Here is a 17,993-nt window from a genome sequence, read left to right on the forward strand (position 1 = left end):
ATAAACGAGGCCCGGACGACGTGACACGAGCCGTTTTTGGCGGGTTCCTACAAACCGGCAGGCGCGGCATGCGTCATCCGCGACATTGGTGTACCCGGCGGTAAGGGAGCAATGTGTACGACGAAGACAGGCGACGTTCCGGCGGGTCCGGCGTCGCCTGCTGTGCGTGGTGCAGTCAGGTTCACTGGGAGGCTTTGTCCGTGTTCAATCGCGTCGCCATCGTCAACCGCGGAGAGGCCGCGATGCGGCTGATCCACGCCGTCCGGGACTTGTCCGCCGAGACCGGGCGACGGATCGAGACGGTCGCGCTCTACACGGACGCGGACGCCACCGCGACTTTCGTCCGCGAAGCCGACGTCGCCTATTCGCTCGGCCCCGCCTCCGCGCGGCCCTACCTCGACCTCGCCAAACTGGAGAAGGCGTTGGTCGACACCAAGGCCGACGCCGCGTGGGTCGGCTGGGGCTTCGTCGCCGAGGACCCGGCGTTCGCCGAACTGTGCGACAAGATCGGGGTCGCCTTCGTCGGCCCGAGCGCGGACGCGATGCGCAAGCTCGGCGACAAGATCGGCGCGAAGCTGATCGCCGAGGAGGTCGGCGTCCCGGTCGCTCCGTGGAGCGGCGGCGAGGTCGCGACGCTCGAGGAAGCGCTCGCGGCGGGCGACAAGATCAGCTACCCGCTGATGCTCAAGGCCACCGCGGGCGGCGGCGGGCGCGGCATCCGCAAGGTCGAGTCGGCGGGCGACCTCACCGAGGCGTACGAGCGCACCAGCCAGGAGGCGCTCCGCGCGTTCGGCAGCGGCGTCGTGTTCCTGGAGCGCCTGGTCACCGGCGCGCGGCACGTCGAGGTCCAGGTGATCTCCGACGGCGAGACGGCGTGGGCGCTCGGCGTCCGCGACTGCTCGGTGCAGCGGCGCAACCAGAAGATCATCGAGGAGTCGGCGTCGCCGGTGCTCGGCGCGGAGCAGACCGCCGAGCTGAAGGCGTCGGCCGAGCGGCTCGCGGTCGCGGTCGGCTACCGCGGCGCGTGCACCGTCGAATTCCTCTACCACCCCGGCGACCGGATGTTCGCCTTCCTCGAGGTCAACACCCGCCTCCAGGTGGAGCACCCGATCACCGAGATCACCACCGGCACCGACCTCGTGCGGCTGCAGCTGCACGTCGCGTCCGGCGGCAAGCTCGAAGGCACGCAGCCGGAGGAGTCCGGGCACGCCGTCGAAGCGCGGCTCAACGCCGAGGACCCGGACCGCGACTTCGCGCCGTCCCCCGGCCGCATCGCGCGGCTGCTGCTGCCCGCGGGCCCCGGCATCCGGGTCGACACCGGCGTCAGCGAGGGCGACACGATCCCCGCCGACTTCGACTCGATGATCGCCAAGATCATCGCCTACGGCCGCGACCGCGACCAGGCGCTCGCGCGGCTGCGCCGGGCGATGGCCGAGACGTCCGTGCTCATCGAGGGCGGCGCCACCAACAAGAGCTTCGTGCTCGACCTGCTCGACCAGCCCGAGGTCATCGACGCCAGCGCGGACACCGGCTGGATCGACCGCGTCCGCGCCGAGGGCCGTCTCGTCACCACGCGGCATTCCGCGGTCGCGCTCGCCGCGGCGGCGATCGAGGCCTACGAGGACGACGAGGAGGTCGGCAGGCAGCGCCTGCTGTCCACCGCGTTCGGCGGCCGTCCGCAGGTGCGCCACGAAATCCGTCCGCTCGACCTGAAGCTGCGCGGCGCGTCCTACCGCGTCACGGTCGCGCGCACCGGGCCGAAGCGGTTCCGGGTCGGTGTCAGCGGCGGCGGCGACGTGCACCCGGCCGACGTCGAACTCGAGCGGTTCGACGAGTACAGCGGGCAAATCACCGTCAACGGCACCCGGTTCCGGCTCGTCACCGGCACGCACGGGCCGACCCACCTGGTCGAGGTCGACGGCATCACCCACCGGATCAGCCGCGACGAGGGCGGCGTCGTCCGCTCCCCCGCGCCCGCGCTGGTGGTCGCCACGCCGGTCGCGGTGGACGACGAGGTCGAGTCCGGCGCGCCGGTGCTCGTGCTGGAAAGCATGAAGATGGAGACGGTGCTGCGCGCGCCGTTCCGGGCCCGGGTCAAGGAACTCCCGGTGTCGATCGGCAGCCAGGTGGAGACCGGCGCTCCGCTGCTGCGCCTCGAACCGCTCGCCGACGAGGCCGAGGACGAGGCCGCCGCGCAGGCCGAGACCGCCGAGATCGACCTGCCCGCCGAACAGGACGGCACGAGCGCGGCCGACCTGGTCGAGCGCGGCAGGCAGGATCTGCGCAGCCTGCTGCTCGGCTTCGACGTCGACCCGCACGACCAGGGCCGGGTGCTCAGCGGCTACCTGGCGGCGCGCGCGGAGCTGCCGGCGCGTCCGCTGGAGGGCGAGCTCGAACTGCTCGACGTGTTCGCCGACCTGTCCGAGCTGAGCCGGAACAAGCCGGCCGCGGACGACCTCAGCGCGTCGAGCCCGGTGCACAGCGCCCGCGAGTACTTCCACACCTACCTGCAGAGCCTCGACGTCGAGCGCGCCGGGCTGCCGGAGAAATTCCAGGGCAGGCTGCGCCGCGTGCTCGGCCACTACGGCGTCGGCGACCTGGAGCGCACGCCGGAGCTGGAAGAGGCGGTCTTCCGGATTTTCCTTGCCCAGCAACGGGCTTCGAGCGACAGCGCGATCGTGTCCGCGCTGCTGCGGCAGTGGCTCACCGAGGCCCCGCCCTCGGCCGAGCTGCGGGAGACGGCCGGGCTCGCGCTCGAGCACCTGATCGCCGCCACCCAGCTGCGGTTCCCGGCGGTCAGCGACCTCGCCCGCGGCGTGGTGTTCCGCTGGTTCGCGCAGCCGATGCTGCGCCGGGCGCGCGCCGAGGTGTACGCGGAGATCCGCGGCCACCTGCGCTACCTCGACCGCAACCCGGACGCGGCCGACCGCGCCGAGCGGATCTCCGGCATGGTGTCGAGCAACGAGCCGCTGGTTCGGCTGCTCGGCCAGCGGATCGGGCGGCCGGGCGCGGACCCGGCCCCGATGCTCGAGGTGCTGAGCCGGCGCTACTACGGCAACAAGGCGCTCACCGACGTGCGCGTGCGCGAGGTCGCGGGCTGTTCGTTCGTCACTGCCTCGCATCCGGAGCCGGCGCGCGTGGTCACCACCGCGGTCGACTTCCCGCAGCTGCCGGACGCGATGCGCGCGGTGGCCGAGCTGTCCGACGGCGCCGGGGTGCCGGTCGCGGCGGACGTGTATCTCAAGTGGACCGACCAGCCCGACAGCGACGCGATGGCCGCGAAGCTGGGCGAAATCGTTGCCGCGCAACCGCTTCCGGCCGACGTCGACCGGGTGGTCACCACCGTCGCCGGCGGCGGCGGCGCGGTGATGCACCACCACTTCACCTTCCGCCGGACCGAATCCGGCTTCGCCGAGGACCGCGTGATCCGCGGGCTGCACCCGCGCGTCGCCGAGCGCCTCCAGCTGGAGCGGCTGCAGGAATTCGACCTCACGCGGCTGCCGTCGGCGGACGAAGAGGTGTACCTGTTCACCGGCACCGCGAAGGCGAACCCGGCCGACGAGCGGCTGATCGCGATGTCGCAGGTCCGCGACCTGACGCCGCTGCGCGAGGCGGACGGCAGGCTCGTGTCGCTGCCCTCGGCCGAGGACACGCTCGCCGCGTGCCTCGACGCGGTCCGCAACGCGCAGGCGCGGCGTCCGGCGAAGAACCGGTTCGACACCAACCGGATCGTCATCTACGTGTGGCCGCCGAGCGACCTGACGATGGACGAGCTGAACCTGCTCGCCCGCCGCGTGCTGCCGACGACCGCCGGCGCGGGCCTGGAGGAGATCCAGTTCCTCGCCCGGCAGCGGAACTCCGAAACCGGCGAGCTGACCGACATCGCGGTGACGGTCCGCAACGAGGTCGGCGCGGGCGTGCGGCTGTCGGTCGAGGCCCCGAACACCGAACCGGTGCAGCCGCTCGACGACTACCGGCAGAAGGTGCTGCGCGCGGCTCGCCGCGACACGGTGTACCCGTACGAGCTCACCGAACTGCTGGCCGGCGGCGGCACTTTCACCGAGCACGACCTCGACGACACCGGCGCGCTGGTGCCGGTCGACCGGCCGCGCGGGCAGAACAAGGCCGGGCTCGTGGCCGGCGTGGTCAGCACGCCGACCGACCTGGTGCCCGAGGGCGTCAAGCGCGTGGTGCTGCTGGGCGACCCGACGAAGTCGCTCGGCGCGCTGGCCGAACCGGAGTGCACGCGGGTGATCGCGGCGCTGAACCTGGCGCAAGAGCTGCGGGTTCCGGTCGAGTGGTTCGCGCTGTCGTCCGGCGCGCGGATCTCGATGGAGTCCGGCACCGAGAACATGGACTGGGTCGCGGCCGCGCTCAAGCGGATCGTGGAGTTCACCCAGGACGGCGGCGAGATCAACATCGTGGTCGCCGGGATCACCGTGGGCGCGCAGCCGTACTGGAACGCCGAGGCCACGATGCTCATGCACACCAAGGGCATCCTGGTGATGACGCCGGATTCGGCGATGGTGCTCACCGGCAAGCAGTCGCTGGACTTCTCCGGCGGCGTGTCGGCCGAGGACAACTTCGGCATCGGCGGCTACGACCGGGTGATGGGCCCGAACGGGCAGGCGCAGTACTGGGCGCCGAACCTCGCCGGGGCGCGCGACGTGCTGATGGCGCACTACGCGCACACCTACGTCGTGCCGGGCGAAGCGGGCCCGCGCCAGGCGGTCACCAGCGACCCGGCGGGCCGCGACGTGTCGGACTACCCGCACGCCGTCGTCGGCAGCGACTTCGCCACGGTGGGCCAGATCTTCTCCGCCGAGCACAACCCGGACCGCAAGAAGCCGTTCGACATCCGCACGGTGATGCGCGCGCTCTCCGACCAGGACCACCCGGTGCTGGAACGCTGGGCGGGCATGGCGGACGCGGACACCGCGGCGGTGCAGGACGTGCACATCGGCGGCCACCCGGTGTGCCTGCTCGGCATCGAATCGCGTTCGGTGCCCCGCCGCGGCTTCCCGCCCACCGACGGCCCGGACACGTTCACCGCGGGCACGCTGTTCCCGAAGTCGTCGAAGAAGGCGGCCCGCGCGATCAACGCGGCGAGCGGCAACCGTCCGCTGGTGGTGCTGGCGAACCTGTCCGGCTTCGACGGCTCGCCGGAGTCGATGAAGAAGCTCCAGCTGGAGTACGGGGCCGAGATCGGCCGCGCGATCGTGAACTTCGAGGGACCGATCGTGTTCACGGTGATCTCGCGCTACCACGGCGGCGCGTTCGTGGTGTTCTCGAAGGCGCTGAACCCGAACATGACGGTGCTGGCGCTGGAGGGCTCGTTCGCTTCGGTGCTCGGCGGCGCTCCGGCGGCCGCGGTGGTGTTCGCCGGCGAGGTGAAGACCCGGACGGCGAACGACCCGCGGGTGGCCGGTCTGCAGAAGCGGCTCGGCGAACTGAGCGGAGCCGAGCGGGCCGCTTGCGCGGCCGAACTGGCGGAAGTCACGTCGTCAGTGCGGGCCGAGAAGCTCGGCGAGGTGGCGTCGGAGTTCGACCGGGTGCACAGCATCCAGCGCGCCGTCGAGGTCGGATCGGTGGACGCGATCGTCAGCACCGCGCAGCTCCGGCCCCGGATCATCGAGGCGATCGAGCACGGATTGAAGCGCTGAGGACTCCCGTGGGTGCCGGTACTCACCCGGCACCCACGGTGACTCCCCGGATCGTCTTCACCTCACCCAGCAGCGCGGTGCTCGGCGGCGCTCCAGCGGCCGCGGTGGTGTTCGCCGGCGAGGTGAAGACCCGGACGGCGAACGACCCGCGGGTGGCCGGTCTGCAGAAGCGGCTCGGCGAACTGAGCGGAGCCGAGCGGGCCGCTTGCGCGGCCGAACTGGCAGAGGTCACATCGTCAGTGCGAGCCGAAAAGCTCGGCGAGGTGGCGTCGGAGTTCGACCGGGTGCACAGCATCCAGCGCGCCGTCGAGGTCGGATCGGTGGACGCGATCGTCAGCACCGCACAGCTCCGGCCCCGGATCATCGAGGCGATCGAACACGGATTGAAGCGCTGAGGACTCCCGTGGGTGCCGGTACTCACCCGGCACCCACGGTGATTCCCCGGATCGTTTTCACCTCGCCCAGCAGCGCCGGAGTCACCTTCACCGAATAGCCGTCCAGCGCGTACCGCTGCTCCCCCACGTGCAGATGGACCGGCGTATTTCCTTGGTGCGCCAGCAAAGTCTGCTTGAGCTCCAGCACCACCGGCAGCGTCACCTTCTCCGCCCGCGTGTGCAGCACCAGCGGCGTTTCCCCGAGTTCCGTCAGGTCGAGCGGCGCCAGATCCGCCCCGAAGACCGACATCTTGTCCTCCCGCCAGTTGACCCGGCCCTTCACCAGCACCGCGTTGTCCTCCACCAGATCCGCCGCGCACAACGCGTACGACTTGGCGAAGAACAACACCTCGAGCGACGCGTCCAAATCCTCGACCGTGCAGATCGCCCAAGGTTCGCCCTTTTTGTTCACCCGCCGCTCCAGCGAAGTGATCAACCCGGCGACGACGAGTTCGCCTTCCTTCGGCGGGTTGTCGATAATCGACGCGATCGTGCGGGGCGCGTGTTTGCGAAGGACGCCTTCCGCCCCGTCCAAGGGATGCGCTGAAACGTAGAGGCCGAGCATGTCCCGCTCGTGCGCCAGCAACTGCTTGCGCGGCCACTCTTCGGCGGTGAATTTCACGTGCGCCAACGGCGAAGAAGCCGGTTCCTTGTTTTCTCCGCCGAAGAGGTCGAATTGGCCCATCGCTTCCTGACGCTTGAGCGGGACGACGGCTTCCACCGCGTCCTCGTGCACCTGGATCATCGACAGCCGCGTGTGCCCCATCGAATCGAACGCGCCCGCCTTGATCAGCGACTCGATCACCCGCTTGTTGCAGGCCACCAGCTCCGACTTGTCCAGGAACTCGGTGAACGAGGAGTACTTGCCCTTCTCCTCGCGCGTCTTGATGATCGACTCCACCACGTTCGCGCCCACGTTGCGCACCGCGCCCAGACCGAACCGGATGTCGTTCCCGACGGCCGCGAACCGCAACGCCGACTCGTTCACGTCCGGCGGCAGCACCTTGATCCCCAGCCGGCGGCACTCCGACAGATAGATCGCCGACTTGTCCTTGTTGTCGCCCACCGACGTCAACAACGCGGCCATGTACTCCGCGGTGTAATTCGCCTTCAGATACGCCGTCCAGTACCCGACCAGCGCGTACCCGGCCGCGTGCGACTTGTTGAAGGCATAGCCCGCGAAAGGCAGGATCGTGTCCCACAACGCTTGCACAGCCTCGCCGGAGAAGCCGTTGTCGATCATCCCGGCACGGAAGCCCTCGAATTCCTTTTCCAGGACTTCCTTTTTCTTCTTGCCCATCGCACGCCGCAGGACGTCCGCGCGACCCATCGAGTATCCGGCGACCTTCTGCGCGATCTGCATGATCTGTTCCTGATACACCACCAGACCGTGCGTTTCGGCGAGGATCTCGCGCAGCGGTTCTTCCAGTTCCGGATGGATCGGTTCGATGGCTTGCCGCTTGTTCTTGCGGTCGGCGTAGTTGTTGTGCGTGTTCATCGCCATCGGACCCGGCCGGTAGAGCGCGTTGACGGCCACGATGTCCTCGAATCCGGTGGGACGCATGCGGCGCAACAGATCCCGCATCGCGCCACCGTCCAATTGGAACACGCCAAGACTGTCGCCGCGGACCAGCAGGGCGAAGGTTTCGGGATCATCGGTGGCCAGCCGGTCGAGGTCGACGTCTTCGCCGCGGTTGGCTTGGACGTTGTCGATCGCGTCGCCGATGACGGTGAGGTTGCGCAGTCCGAGAAAGTCCATCTTGAGCAGGCCGATGGCCTCGCACGACGGATAGTCCCAGCCGGTGATGATCGACCCGTCGTCCCTTCGCCACAACGGAATCGCGTTCAGCAACGGTTCACTGGACATAATCACCGCACAGGCATGCACACCCGCGTTGCGGATCAGCCCCTCCAGGCCGCGGGCGGTGTTGAAGATCGTCTTGCACTCTTCGTCGGTCTCGACCAGCGTGCGCACCTCCGCCGCTTCGGCGTAGCGCTCGTGCCTGGCGTCCACGATGCCCGACAACGGAATGTCCTTGGCGGCCACTGGCGGCGGCAACGCTTTGGAGATCCGGTCCGCGATCGAATACCCTGGTTGTCCGAAGTGGACGCGCGCGGAATCCTTGATCGCCGCCTTGGTCTTGATGGTGCCGAAGGTGATCACCTGCGCGATCCGGTCCGACCCGTATTTCTCGGTGGCGTACCGGATCATCTCGCCGCGGCGGCGGTCGTCGAAGTCCATGTCGATGTCCGGCATGGACACTCGTTCCGGGTTGAGGAACCGCTCGAACAGCAGACCGTGCCGGATCGGGTCGAGATTGGTGATGCGAAGCGCGTACGCGACCAGCGACCCCGCCGCCGACCCGCGTCCCGGCCCCACGCGGATTCCCGCCGCGCGGGCGTGCGTCATGAGGTCAGCCGTGATGAGGAAGTACCCGGGAAACCCTTTCTCCACAATGACTTTGAGCTCGTACTCGGCGCGCTCCCGGTATTCGCCGGGCACTCCGTCCGGCAGCCGGTGCTCAAGCCCGGACATCACTTCATGGTGAAGCCAGGTGGTTTCGGTGTGTCCTTCGGGGACGTCGAAGACCGGCATCCGGTCCTTGTGCGTGTACACGTCCTCGTACGACTCGACCCGCTCCGCGATCAACAACGTGTTGTCCGCCGCCCCCGGAACCTCCCGGTCCCAGTACTCGCGCATCTCCTCCGCGGACTTCAGGAAATAACCGTCCCCGTCGAACTTGAACCGCGTCGGGTCGTTCAGCGTCTTGCCCGCCTGCACGCACAGCAACGCCGAGTGCGTGTCCGCCTGGTCCTTCGTCACATAGTGCGAATCGTTGGTGGCCAGCGGCGGGAGGTCCAGCAGCTTCCCGATCTCCAGCAAACCCTCGCGCACCGACCGCTCGATCGGCAGCCCGTGGTCCATCAGCTCCAGGAAAAAGTTCCCCGCCCCGAAGATGTCCTTGTAATCCGAGGCCGCCTGGATCGCCGCCTCCCGCTGGCCCAGCCGCAACCGGGTCTGCACCTCGCCCGACGGACACCCCGTCGTCGCGATGATCCCGGACGCGTTCTCCGCGATCAGCTCCCGGTCCATCCGCGGCTTGCGGTAATACCCCTGAATCGACGCCAGCGACGACAGCTTGAACAGATTCCGCAACCCCGTCGCGTTCCCCGCCACCATCGTCATGTGCGTGTACGCACCGCCACCCGAGACGTCGCCGCCCTCGCCGAACTCGTCCGACCCCCGCTGCGACGCCTGCCCCCAGAACACCGGCTTCTTGTGAAACCGCGACTCCGGCGCGATGTACGCCTCGATCCCGATGATCGGCTTGATCCCGTGCTTCTTCGACGTCTGATAAAACTCGTCCCCGCCGTACATGTTCCCGTGATCAGTCATCCCCACCGCCGGCATGTTCAGCCGGGCCGCCTCCGCGAAAAGGGGACCGATCTTCGCCGCACCGTCCAGCATCGAATACTCGGTGTGGACGTGCAGGTGCACAAACGATGGCATGGCCGCATTGGACCCGCCGCACCGCGCCGCCGTCCAACAACCGACACGCGCGCTCGGACCACCTCCGGTTGTAGCCCGAGGTGACCGCCGGTTGGCGAGTCCACAATGGACTCGCCAACCGATGGTTTCTAGTCTTCGGAGTCGTCGTCCGCGAGCAACGCATACAACCGGCGGCGGGCTTCGCGGAGCACCTTGCGCGCCTCCGCGCACTGCGCCTCGCTGCCCGTGTGCGCGACCTGCGCCGCCGCCCCGGCCAACTCGCCGATCTGCTGATACAGCGCCGCGAACCGGTCCGCACCCGGATCCTCGTCACGAGCCGGCGACGCCCACAGCGCGGCGAACTCCTCCTCGCGCCCCGCGACGTGCTCCCGCCCCGCCTCCGTGAGATGCGCGACCCGCCGACCGCCCTCCTCCGCCGTGCGGACCAGGCCTTCGTCCTCGAGCTGCTGCAAAATCGGGTAAATGGACCCCGGACTGGGCCGCCACTCGTCATTCGTGCGACGCCGGATCTCCTGCATCAGCTGATACCCGTGCCGGGGTTCCTCCGCGAGCAAGGCAAGCACCGCCGGACGCACCGGCCGCGCCGGACCCCGACCACCGCGGGGTGGGCCACCGAAGAACCCTCCCGGACCACCGGGGCCACCGGGACCTCCCGGACCGCCGGGAAACCCCGGAAAGCCAGGGAATCCAGGAAACCCGGGAAACCCCGGCCGATGCGGCGGTCCAGGCGGCCCAGGCGGACCGGGAGGCCCCGGCGGGAAACCGCCACGGGCTTCGAAGACCGTGCCGTCCCAGGCTTCCCCGTCACCGGAGTGACCCGGGTGGCCCGGATGGCCCGGGTGACCGGGGTGGCCCGCATGTCCTAGGTGGTCCGAGTAGCCCGGGTGTCCTGGATGCTCGCCCGGATGGCCGAGGTGCACATGGTGCTCACCAGCCTCGCCCGGACGGCCGGGGTGCGGGTGGCGTTCCCCCGCCTCACTCGAATGACCGGGGTGGACGTGGTGTTCGCCCGCATCGCCCGAACGACCGGGGTCGACGTGGCGTTCCCCCGCCCCACTCGAACAACCGGGGTCGACGTGGCGTTCCCCCGCGTCGCCCGCATGACCAGGGTGCGCGTGGTGTTCGCCCGGCCAACCGTGGTGCTCGCCTGACTCGCCCGACCAGCCGTGGTGCTCACCCCCGTGACCAGGCCAGCCGAAGGCGACTCCCGGCCCCCCGAAGAGCCCGGTCTGCCCGAACCTGGCCCCGGGCCCACCGAACACCGCATGCTGGCCGACCCCCAAGCCTCGCCCGCCGAACAAGCCCGCCCAGCCGCGTTCGCCCAGCTCGAACCAGGCATCCTGGCCACCGAAGCCGCCCGAACGCCCGCGCTCCTCGCCCGGCTCGCCTCCCCGAGGCCACCCGTGTCCTTCGCCTGGCCCGCCCGGATGTCGCCCCCTCCCGTCGCCCGGCGCCTCCGGCCTGCCGAACGGCACTCCCCGACCCCCGTCACCAGGGTGAACCGGTCCCGGGCGGCCGAAACCGAACGGCACTCCGTGCCCGCCGAAGCGTTCCGAGCCGCCGAAGCCTCGGAACAGGTGGTCTCCGCCTGCGGTCCTCGTCATGTCTTCCTCCTCCGTCGAACAATCGCCGATATGCACACGATATATCGGCGATTGTTCGACGGCAAGCCCGCCCGAACCCAGCAGCGGCAGAAGGGGTCAGGAAGACCCGGCGGGCGCGGTGGTCGCGCCCTCGCCGCCGAAGCGGATGGACTTCGCTTCCTTGCCCAGGGAGGTCAGCACGGCGACCGCGATCAGCACCGGGATCACTGTCCACAGCAGCGCGGCCGTGTACCCCTGCGACTGCGCGATGCTTTCCTGGATCGGCAGGTTCAGCGCGGCCAGCAGGTTGCCGAGCTGGTAGGTCACGCCGGGGAAGAACCCGCGGATCGCGTCCGGGGACATTTCCGTGAGGTGCGCCGGGATGACGCCCCACGCGCCCTGCACCATGATCTGCATCAGGAACGAGCCGAGCGCGAGCATCCCGGCTCCGTGGTCGACGGCGAAGATCGGGACGATCGGCAACCCGAGAACCGCGGCGCCGACGATCGTCATCCGGCGGCCGAAACGTTCCGACAGCGAGCCGAAGACCAGGCCGCCGATGATCGCGCCGACGTTGTACAGCACGGCGATCCACGTGCTGGTCGCCGCGCTCAGGCCGGCGCCGCCGTGCTCGGTCGCCTTCAGGAATGTCGGGTAGACGTCCTGCGTGCCGTGCGACATCCAGTTGAACGCGGTCATCAGCAGCACGAGGTACCCGAACCGGCGCAGCACCTTCGGGTTGAACAGGACGTCCTTGACCGACGTCCGGGTGACGCGCATCTTCTCCTGCGCCGCCTCCCACACCTCGGATTCCTTGACCCGCGCCCGGATCAGCAGGCTGATCAGCGCCGGGAAGATGCTCAGCACGAAAATCCACCGCCACTCGAGGCCGAGCGCGGTGTGGAACAGCAGGTACGCCAGCGCGGCCAGCAGGTACCCGGCGGAGTAACCGGCCTGCAGCAGTCCGGAGAAGAACCCGCGCCGCTCCACCGGAATCTTCTCCATCGCGAGCGCCGCGCCCAGGCCCCATTCACCGCCCATGCCGATGCCGTAAATGAACCGCAGGATCAAGAGCACGGTGAAGTTCGGCGCGACCGCGCACAGCACGCCCGCCGCGGAATACAGCAGGACGTCGACCATCAGCGGAATGCGCCGTCCGGACCGGTCCGCCCACAGTCCGAACAGGAGCGCCCCGACCGGGCGCATCACGAGCGTCGCGGTGGTGATGAACGCCAGCTGGGTGGCAGTAGCCCCGAACGACTTGTCCTTCGCGATGTCCGCGAGCACGAACACGACGAGGAAATAGTCGAACGCGTCCATGCTCCAGCCGAGCCACGCGGCGAGGAACGAGTTCCGCTGATCGGCGCTGAGCTTGCGTTTTCCCTTGCCCCCGGCTGCGTTTTCGGTCACCGGCTTGGTCTACACCCGGTGCGGCGGAGAGGCAAGAGTCGCATGTGGACTCAGCACATCCCTGACATACCAAGCAAAACCGGAGGAATCGGGTTACTCGGGCGCTTTCGCCGAACGAGTGAGCAGGTGCGCCTCGCGCATCCGGCCGTCCTCGGCGAACCGGCCGAAGAACGACACCTCGATCTCGAGCTCCTTTCCTCGCTGGCGAACGTGCAGCGTGTACCGCGCGGCGACGCGGTCGCCGTCGGCCATCGCGTCGTGGACTTCGATCCGGCTGTCCGGCCGGTTCTTCCGCACCGGACGGCAATGCGCGACCAGCCGCGCGCGGTCGATCCGCACCCCGTCGGCGATCTGCACGACGTCGGGCGTGTGATAGCGGTCGACCACCGTCGCCGCGTCCTCGTCGGTGTGCACCAGATCGTCGGTGAAAGAAGTGAAGAAGCGCGCGATGAATGCCTTCGGATCAGCGTGTTCGAGTGTGCCCATGAACCCCTCCCAGATAAACTCTGACACCCTGTAAGATATCCGTTCGAGCTAACCTTGACAAGGTGTAAGAGATGGTGAAACTCCGCGCGGACGCCCAGCGCAGCCGAGCCGCGATCCTCGACGCGGCGCTCCGTGTGCTGGAAACAGATCCGGACGCGAGCGTCGAGGGCATCGCCACGGCGGCGGGCGTGACCCGGCAGACCGTGTACGCCCATTTCCCTTCCCGCGAACGGCTTCTGGCCGCGGTCCTCGACCGGCTCACGGAGGAAGCCGTCGACGCGATGGACGCCGCGGGGCCGGACACCGGACCGGCGGCGGACGCGATCCTGCGGGTGCTCAACGCCGCGCGCCGGGCGTCCTCGCGTTATCCGTCGCTGCTGCGCCGGTTCTCCTCCACGGCGTCCTCCGCCGAGGACGGACGCGAGCAGCACGAGCCGGTCGCCGAGCGGTTGCGGCGGATTGTCGAACGCGGGCAGCTCGCCGGGGAGTTCGACCGGCAGCCGCCGGCGGATTGGCTGGTCACGGTGATCATCCAGCTGGGCCACGCAGCCGCGGGCGAGGCCGACGCGGGGCGGCTTTCGCCGGCCGAAGCCGAGAAAGAGCTGTCTGCCACGGTGCTGCGCGTGCTCGGCGCGTCCTGACGCTCAGATCGCCACGCGAGACTGGGCCCGGCGGCCGATGTCCCGCGCCCACGCCCGGATCCGGTCCCAGTCGCGGAAATCGCCTGCCCGGCTGCCGCGCGCCATCAGCTTTTCCAGCACGCCTTCCGCGAGCGCCGGGTCGAGCCGCCCGCCGAACGTCTCGGTGCGCCCCGCGTCGATCGCGGCGGCCAGCAACGTCACCCGAGCGGGCAGGCTCACCCGGGTCAGATTCGCGCCCGGGCCGCACGGTCCGCTGTGGAACAACCAGACCGGCCGCGCCCGCAGCGCCTCGGTATTGCGCTCCAGCAGCCGCACCGCTTCGGGCCGCCACCGCGCGTAGTAGAGGGCGCTGCCGACCACCACCGCGGCATACCCCGTGACGCTGTCGACCTCGCTCGCGTCACGCACGTCGACAGCGAACCCTGCGGCGCGCAACTCCTCGCCGACGACTTCGGCGATCTCGCGGGTGCCGCCATGCTTGCCCGCGTACGCGACGAGGACGTTGATCATGCCTTCATTCTCCACCCCATCGCCGGACCGCGCCCGGCCGAAGTCCGACAGCGGCCCAGACGGTCAGGCGATCGTCTTCGGGCGAGAGGCCAGCGCGCCGAACGTCGTCTGCACCAGCGCGAGCGCGATCAGCACCCCGAGCGCAGGCGTCCAGGACGAAGCCGCGTCGTGAATCGCGCCGATCACGATCGGCCCCAGCGCCGCGAAGGTGTAACCCGCGGACTGAGCCATCCCCGACAACGCCCCCGCGTCGGAATAATCCTTCGTACGCAGCCCAAACAGCGACAACGCCAACGCCAACGTGGTCCCGCCGGCCAACCCGGCGAAGACCGCCCAGAGCACCGCGATCCCCGGCGCGACCAGCAGCCCGGTCAGTGCGGCCGTCAACAGCAACGACCCGGTGATCGCGACCGGGCGCTGATCGGGCAACCGGTGGATCAGCATGGAGCTCACCAAGCTGCCGACCAGGCCGCAAAGATTGAAGAGCAGCTGGTGGAACCCCGCGGTCACCGAGCTGATGCCCGCGGCTTGTTCGATCGAGGACAGCCAGGTCACCAGCACATAGAAGGCGAGCGACTGCAGCCCCATGAAGAGGGTGACCTGCCAGGCCAGCCCGTTCGTCCACGGCCGTGCCGCCCCGGTCGTCCGCGCGAGCGCAGGCGCGGCGGCCGACCGGCGCAGCTGCGGCAGGAAAACCCCGAGGGCGATCAGCGCGAGCCCTGCCCAGACGCCCAGCGAGAGCCGCCATCCGCCGGCCTGCTGCCCGGCGAGCGGGACCGCGACCCCGGCGGCGATCGCGGCGACGCCGGACTGGACCGCGGTGTACGTGCCGGTGATCGGCCCGATCCGGGTCGGGAAATCGCGTTTGACGAGCGCGGGGAGCAGGACGTTCAGGATCGCGATGGCGACCCCGAGCAGCGCGGTTCCGGTCCACAGCAACAACTGCGGCGGGGTCGAGCGCAGCAGGATCCCGATCGCGAGCAGCAGCACCGCCGCGCCGAGCGACCGCTCGAGCCCGAGCTTCGCGGCGACCTTGGGTGCGATCGGCGAACACCCGGCGAAGGCGACGAGCGGCACGCTGACCAGGACGGACGCGGCTACCGAGGAAAGCCCCTGATCGGCCTGGACGAGACCCAGAATGGGGCCGAGGGAGGTGATCGCGGCGCGCAGGTTCGTGGCGATCAGCAGGACGCCGATCAGGACGAGCGCAGGACGCAGCGTGGTCGCACGTTCGGGGGCAACGGGCCCGGGACGGGCGGTCATGCGGCCACCGCTCCGAGGAGCGCGGAGGCGGGCCGGGCCGGCAGCAGAACCGGGTCGTCGATCATCGGAACCTCTCCCCCGCCACCGGAGCACTCCGCCCAGCGCCGGGCGACCGCACCGATCTTGCCCGGTCGGGTGCTGAGTCGGCAACAGCCTTGCCTGCCGTCCGGCTGCCGGTTTACCGCACCGCCGCGGTCACGAACACCGGCGCGGTCATGTCCATAATGGACTCAGTCCGGTCGCGGCACCAGCCGCAAAGTCTCTCTCTCCGATCAGGCGGGGGGCCGCGCGGTTTCGGCTTCCCGGAAGGAAAACGGGCAGGCATCGGTCCGGTCGACATCGTCTTCGGGCAGGCCGTACTGCCACCATTCCAGCCCGGCGACACTGTAAGAGCCGAGCTGGCGAGCGCGCGGGGCACCGTCGTAGCGGTCGATCCTCGCCCGGATGTTGTCGCGGACGTTCCGGCCGCTGGGGGTGTCGCCCGCGACGACGTCGAACCGCTCGCGCGGGTTGATCACGAGCACGAAATGCTCGCCGAGATTGCGGCTGCGCCGGACCTCATGCGCGGGGCTGCTCATGTTGACGAACAACGGCATTCCGTTGAAGCACAGAGACCACGAGCTCTCGCCGGGGTCGGTGCCGACGTTCTCCGGCCACGGTGCCGGATCGACGTGGTGCAGCCTCTGGAGCACTTCCCAGCCGAACGCCTGGTACTTCGCGACCGATCCGGCGGACACCGCCGCGGGCGAAAACACGATCAGCAACGGGTACGCGGTGTCGAGCCGACCGTTCCAATTCCGGGAAAGCTCTACATAATCGGCGAGTTCAACACCGAGTCTCGCGATAGCGTCCGACCCGACACCCTCGGCGAACGCGAACAGCAGCAGTCCCTTTCGGAAGGCGTTTCTCGAGAAGACGCAGGGGAAGCCGCGGTCGGTGAGCCGGGACTCGACGTCGCGGAAAGCGCGAGCACGCCAGCCGGTGCCGAATGTTCCGGCCTCCTGCTGGGTGGTCAGCGTGGTGCTGCGGGACTCGAGCAATCGGTGCATTCCAGCCCTCCGGGAATGATCTTCCTCGGGCTCACGGCACCCCCTCCGGTGCACTGCCGCTCAGCACTCTATGGACGCCGACCCAACCCGGGCAGCGACCATCCGAGTGAACAATTTCCTCCGCACATTTGCGAAATAGCCGAGAATTCGTCGAGGCAAGACTCGGAACCGACCAATCCGCCTGCGACATCCGGCGCAATCCGTGACCGATATCAATACTAGATCACCCGGAACATTCGGCAGCACAACCGAATCTTCTTTGTCCACAGTAGACGATTGGCGCGCGAGACGTTCGGGAATGGAATCAACCGGTTCGCCCGGACGCCACAGCGGCCGTACGCCGATCCGCCGATCCCAGACCCGGACCCTCACCCGCACGGCGGCACTCTTCCGAAGACGTTCGACATTTCTTGGCGAACTGCCCATCGGCGCTTCCTCCACGAGGCCCCCGCGGGCCGGGATAACATCACCGGATCCGGCATCGGCCAAGGGGGAGAAGATCGACGACATGGACTGGGCCGCGCTCACGCGCATGCCCGCGAAGCGCATTGCCTACCGTCGCGAGACCTACTTCCGGGAAGGTGCCCGCGACACCGCCCGGTTCCTCGGCGACCGGGCCGCGGAAATCCTGCGCCAGCACGCGCTTCTCCTGGTCAAACCGGACGGCATCGCCGCGGGCAAGGTGCGTCCTGTACTCGATTGGCTGGCTGAGCAGGGATTCGCCGTCCAAGCAGTACAGCGTCCGGAACTGGACGGCCTGCGGTGGCGGGAAATGTGGCGGTACCAGCTGACCTCGGCCACCGTGGACCGGCTCGCGCTGAACGACTTGATCTACCGCGGCTCCGCCCTGTTGCTGCTCCTGCGCGACGAGCAGCCCGGGCCGACGCCCGCGACGATGCGGTTGGCCGCGTTGAAAGGCTCAGCCGATCTGTCGAAGCAAAAGCCCGGCACGCTGCGCGCCTTGCTGCACCAGCACAATCGCAACTTCAGCTACATCCACGTCGCCGACGAGCCCGCCGACTTGATCCGGGAACTCGGCTTACTGCTCGAACAGCCGCAGCGACGGGAAGCACTGCACGCATTGACCGCCGATACCCCAGCCGGTCTCCCGTTGCTCGAAGAAGCACTCGCCGTCGAAGCCGCAGCCACCCCGCGAACCTTCGACGCCAACACGGCCGCCGACGCGGTGGCAGACGCGCTCAAGCGGGCAGAGCACGGCAACCGGGCGCTCCAGCTGATGGAACGCCTGCGGTTCGGGGAATCCGTGCCCTGGATCGAGGTCGCCGAGGCAGTCGCCGAAAGTGGAGCCGAGGTCGATCGCTGGGACCTCGCTGCGGTCGGGGCCGGGCTGACTGAATGCGACGAGCTCGGCGAAGCGAAGTTGATCTCCAACCCGGATCCGGCGCACTGGGCCAAGCCCCGGGCCCGACGTCCCTTGTAAAC

Annotated in this window: 11 protein-coding genes and 1 pseudogene; 5 read left to right on the top strand and 7 right to left on the bottom strand. The window is 69.1% G+C overall.

Going from position 1 to position 17,993, the window contains the following annotated elements:
• Positions 1 to 200: 200 nt before the first annotated feature.
• Together DMP23_RS02030 and DMP23_RS02035 are read left to right on the top strand one after the other, a co-directional pair.
• Positions 201 to 5,663, top strand: a complete 5,463-nt coding sequence (locus DMP23_RS02030; protein ID WP_337819979.1) for an ATP-binding protein — start codon at positions 201 to 203, stop codon at positions 5,661 to 5,663.
• A 71-nt stretch (positions 5,664 to 5,734) separates the two neighbouring features.
• Positions 5,735 to 6,058: pseudogene (locus tag DMP23_RS02035) on the top strand (hypothetical protein); the annotation flags it as partial.
• A 22-nt stretch (positions 6,059 to 6,080) separates the two neighbouring features.
• On the opposite strand, the gene dnaE reads toward DMP23_RS02035, so the two are convergent.
• Positions 6,081 to 9,608 carry a DNA polymerase III subunit alpha gene (gene dnaE, locus DMP23_RS02040; protein ID WP_337819981.1) on the bottom strand — a complete coding sequence of 1,176 codons (3,528 nt, stop codon included), beginning with the start codon at positions 9,606 to 9,608 and terminating at the stop codon, positions 6,081 to 6,083.
• 128 nt (positions 9,609 to 9,736) lie between these two features.
• The gene (locus DMP23_RS02045; protein WP_240691473.1) at positions 9,737 to 10,171 is read right to left on the bottom strand and encodes a PadR family transcriptional regulator; all 435 of its coding nucleotides are present in this window, start codon (positions 10,169 to 10,171) and stop codon (positions 9,737 to 9,739) included.
• A 303-nt stretch (positions 10,172 to 10,474) separates the two neighbouring features.
• On the opposite strand from DMP23_RS02045, the gene DMP23_RS02050 reads away from it, so the two are divergent.
• A complete protein-coding gene (locus DMP23_RS02050; RefSeq protein WP_337819982.1) occupies positions 10,475 to 10,759 on the top strand; it encodes a hypothetical protein in 285 nt (94 codons plus the stop codon).
• 549 nt (positions 10,760 to 11,308) lie between these two features.
• Here DMP23_RS02050 and DMP23_RS02055 read toward each other — a convergent pair.
• Positions 11,309 to 12,511 (bottom strand): MFS transporter, encoded by a 1,203-nt coding sequence (locus DMP23_RS02055; RefSeq protein ID WP_439098630.1) that lies wholly within the window; start codon positions 12,509 to 12,511, stop codon positions 11,309 to 11,311.
• Positions 12,512 to 12,694: 183 nt separating this feature from the next.
• Positions 12,695 to 13,087, bottom strand: a complete 393-nt coding sequence (locus tag DMP23_RS02060; protein WP_037814988.1) for a nuclear transport factor 2 family protein — start codon at positions 13,085 to 13,087, stop codon at positions 12,695 to 12,697.
• A gap of 71 nt (positions 13,088 to 13,158) precedes the next feature.
• Between DMP23_RS02060 and DMP23_RS02065 the strand changes: the two genes are divergently transcribed.
• Positions 13,159 to 13,728 (top strand): TetR/AcrR family transcriptional regulator, encoded by a 570-nt coding sequence (locus tag DMP23_RS02065; RefSeq protein ID WP_337819983.1) that lies wholly within the window; start codon positions 13,159 to 13,161, stop codon positions 13,726 to 13,728.
• A 3-nt stretch (positions 13,729 to 13,731) separates the two neighbouring features.
• Here DMP23_RS02065 and DMP23_RS02070 read toward each other — a convergent pair whose 3' ends face one another.
• From DMP23_RS02070 to DMP23_RS02080, 3 genes are all read right to left on the bottom strand, one after another.
• Positions 13,732 to 14,238 carry a flavodoxin domain-containing protein gene (locus tag DMP23_RS02070; protein WP_337819984.1) on the bottom strand — a complete coding sequence of 169 codons (507 nt, stop codon included), beginning with the start codon at positions 14,236 to 14,238 and terminating at the stop codon, positions 13,732 to 13,734.
• A gap of 63 nt (positions 14,239 to 14,301) precedes the next feature.
• Positions 14,302 to 15,501 (bottom strand): CynX/NimT family MFS transporter, encoded by a 1,200-nt coding sequence (locus DMP23_RS02075; protein ID WP_337819985.1) that lies wholly within the window; start codon positions 15,499 to 15,501, stop codon positions 14,302 to 14,304.
• A 272-nt stretch (positions 15,502 to 15,773) separates the two neighbouring features.
• On the bottom strand, positions 15,774 to 16,550 hold the full coding sequence (locus DMP23_RS02080; RefSeq protein ID WP_337819986.1) for a YqcI/YcgG family protein: 777 nt from the start codon (positions 16,548 to 16,550) through the stop codon (positions 15,774 to 15,776).
• A gap of 508 nt (positions 16,551 to 17,058) precedes the next feature.
• Between DMP23_RS02080 and DMP23_RS02085 the strand changes: the two genes are divergently transcribed.
• Positions 17,059 to 17,991, top strand: a complete 933-nt coding sequence (locus DMP23_RS02085) for a nucleoside-diphosphate kinase (protein WP_337819987.1) — start codon at positions 17,059 to 17,061, stop codon at positions 17,989 to 17,991.
• Positions 17,992 to 17,993: the final 2 nt, after the last annotated feature.

The organism is Amycolatopsis sp. A1MSW2902, from assembly GCF_017312175.1.
Lineage (GTDB): Bacteria > Actinomycetota > Actinomycetes > Mycobacteriales > Pseudonocardiaceae > Amycolatopsis > Amycolatopsis nivea.

Bases quoted from the DNA above. Each gene is read 5' to 3' on its own strand.
- dnaE (WP_337819981.1), bottom strand. From the start codon at position 9,608: ATGCCATCGTTTGTGCACCTGCACGTCCACACCGAGTATTCGATGCTG.
- DMP23_RS02055 (WP_439098630.1), bottom strand. From the start codon at position 12,511: ATGGACGCGTTCGACTATTTCCTCGTCGTGTTCGTGCTCGCGGACATC.
- DMP23_RS02060 (WP_037814988.1), bottom strand. From the start codon at position 13,087: ATGGGCACACTCGAACACGCTGATCCGAAGGCATTCATCGCGCGCTTC.
- DMP23_RS02065 (WP_337819983.1), top strand. From the start codon at position 13,159: ATGGTGAAACTCCGCGCGGACGCCCAGCGCAGCCGAGCCGCGATCCTC.
- DMP23_RS02070 (WP_337819984.1), bottom strand. From the start codon at position 14,238: ATGATCAACGTCCTCGTCGCGTACGCGGGCAAGCATGGCGGCACCCGC.
- DMP23_RS02075 (WP_337819985.1), bottom strand. From the start codon at position 15,501: ATGACCGCCCGTCCCGGGCCCGTTGCCCCCGAACGTGCGACCACGCTG.
- DMP23_RS02080 (WP_337819986.1), bottom strand. From the start codon at position 16,550: ATGCACCGATTGCTCGAGTCCCGCAGCACCACGCTGACCACCCAGCAG.
- DMP23_RS02085 (WP_337819987.1), top strand. From the start codon at position 17,059: ATGGACTGGGCCGCGCTCACGCGCATGCCCGCGAAGCGCATTGCCTAC.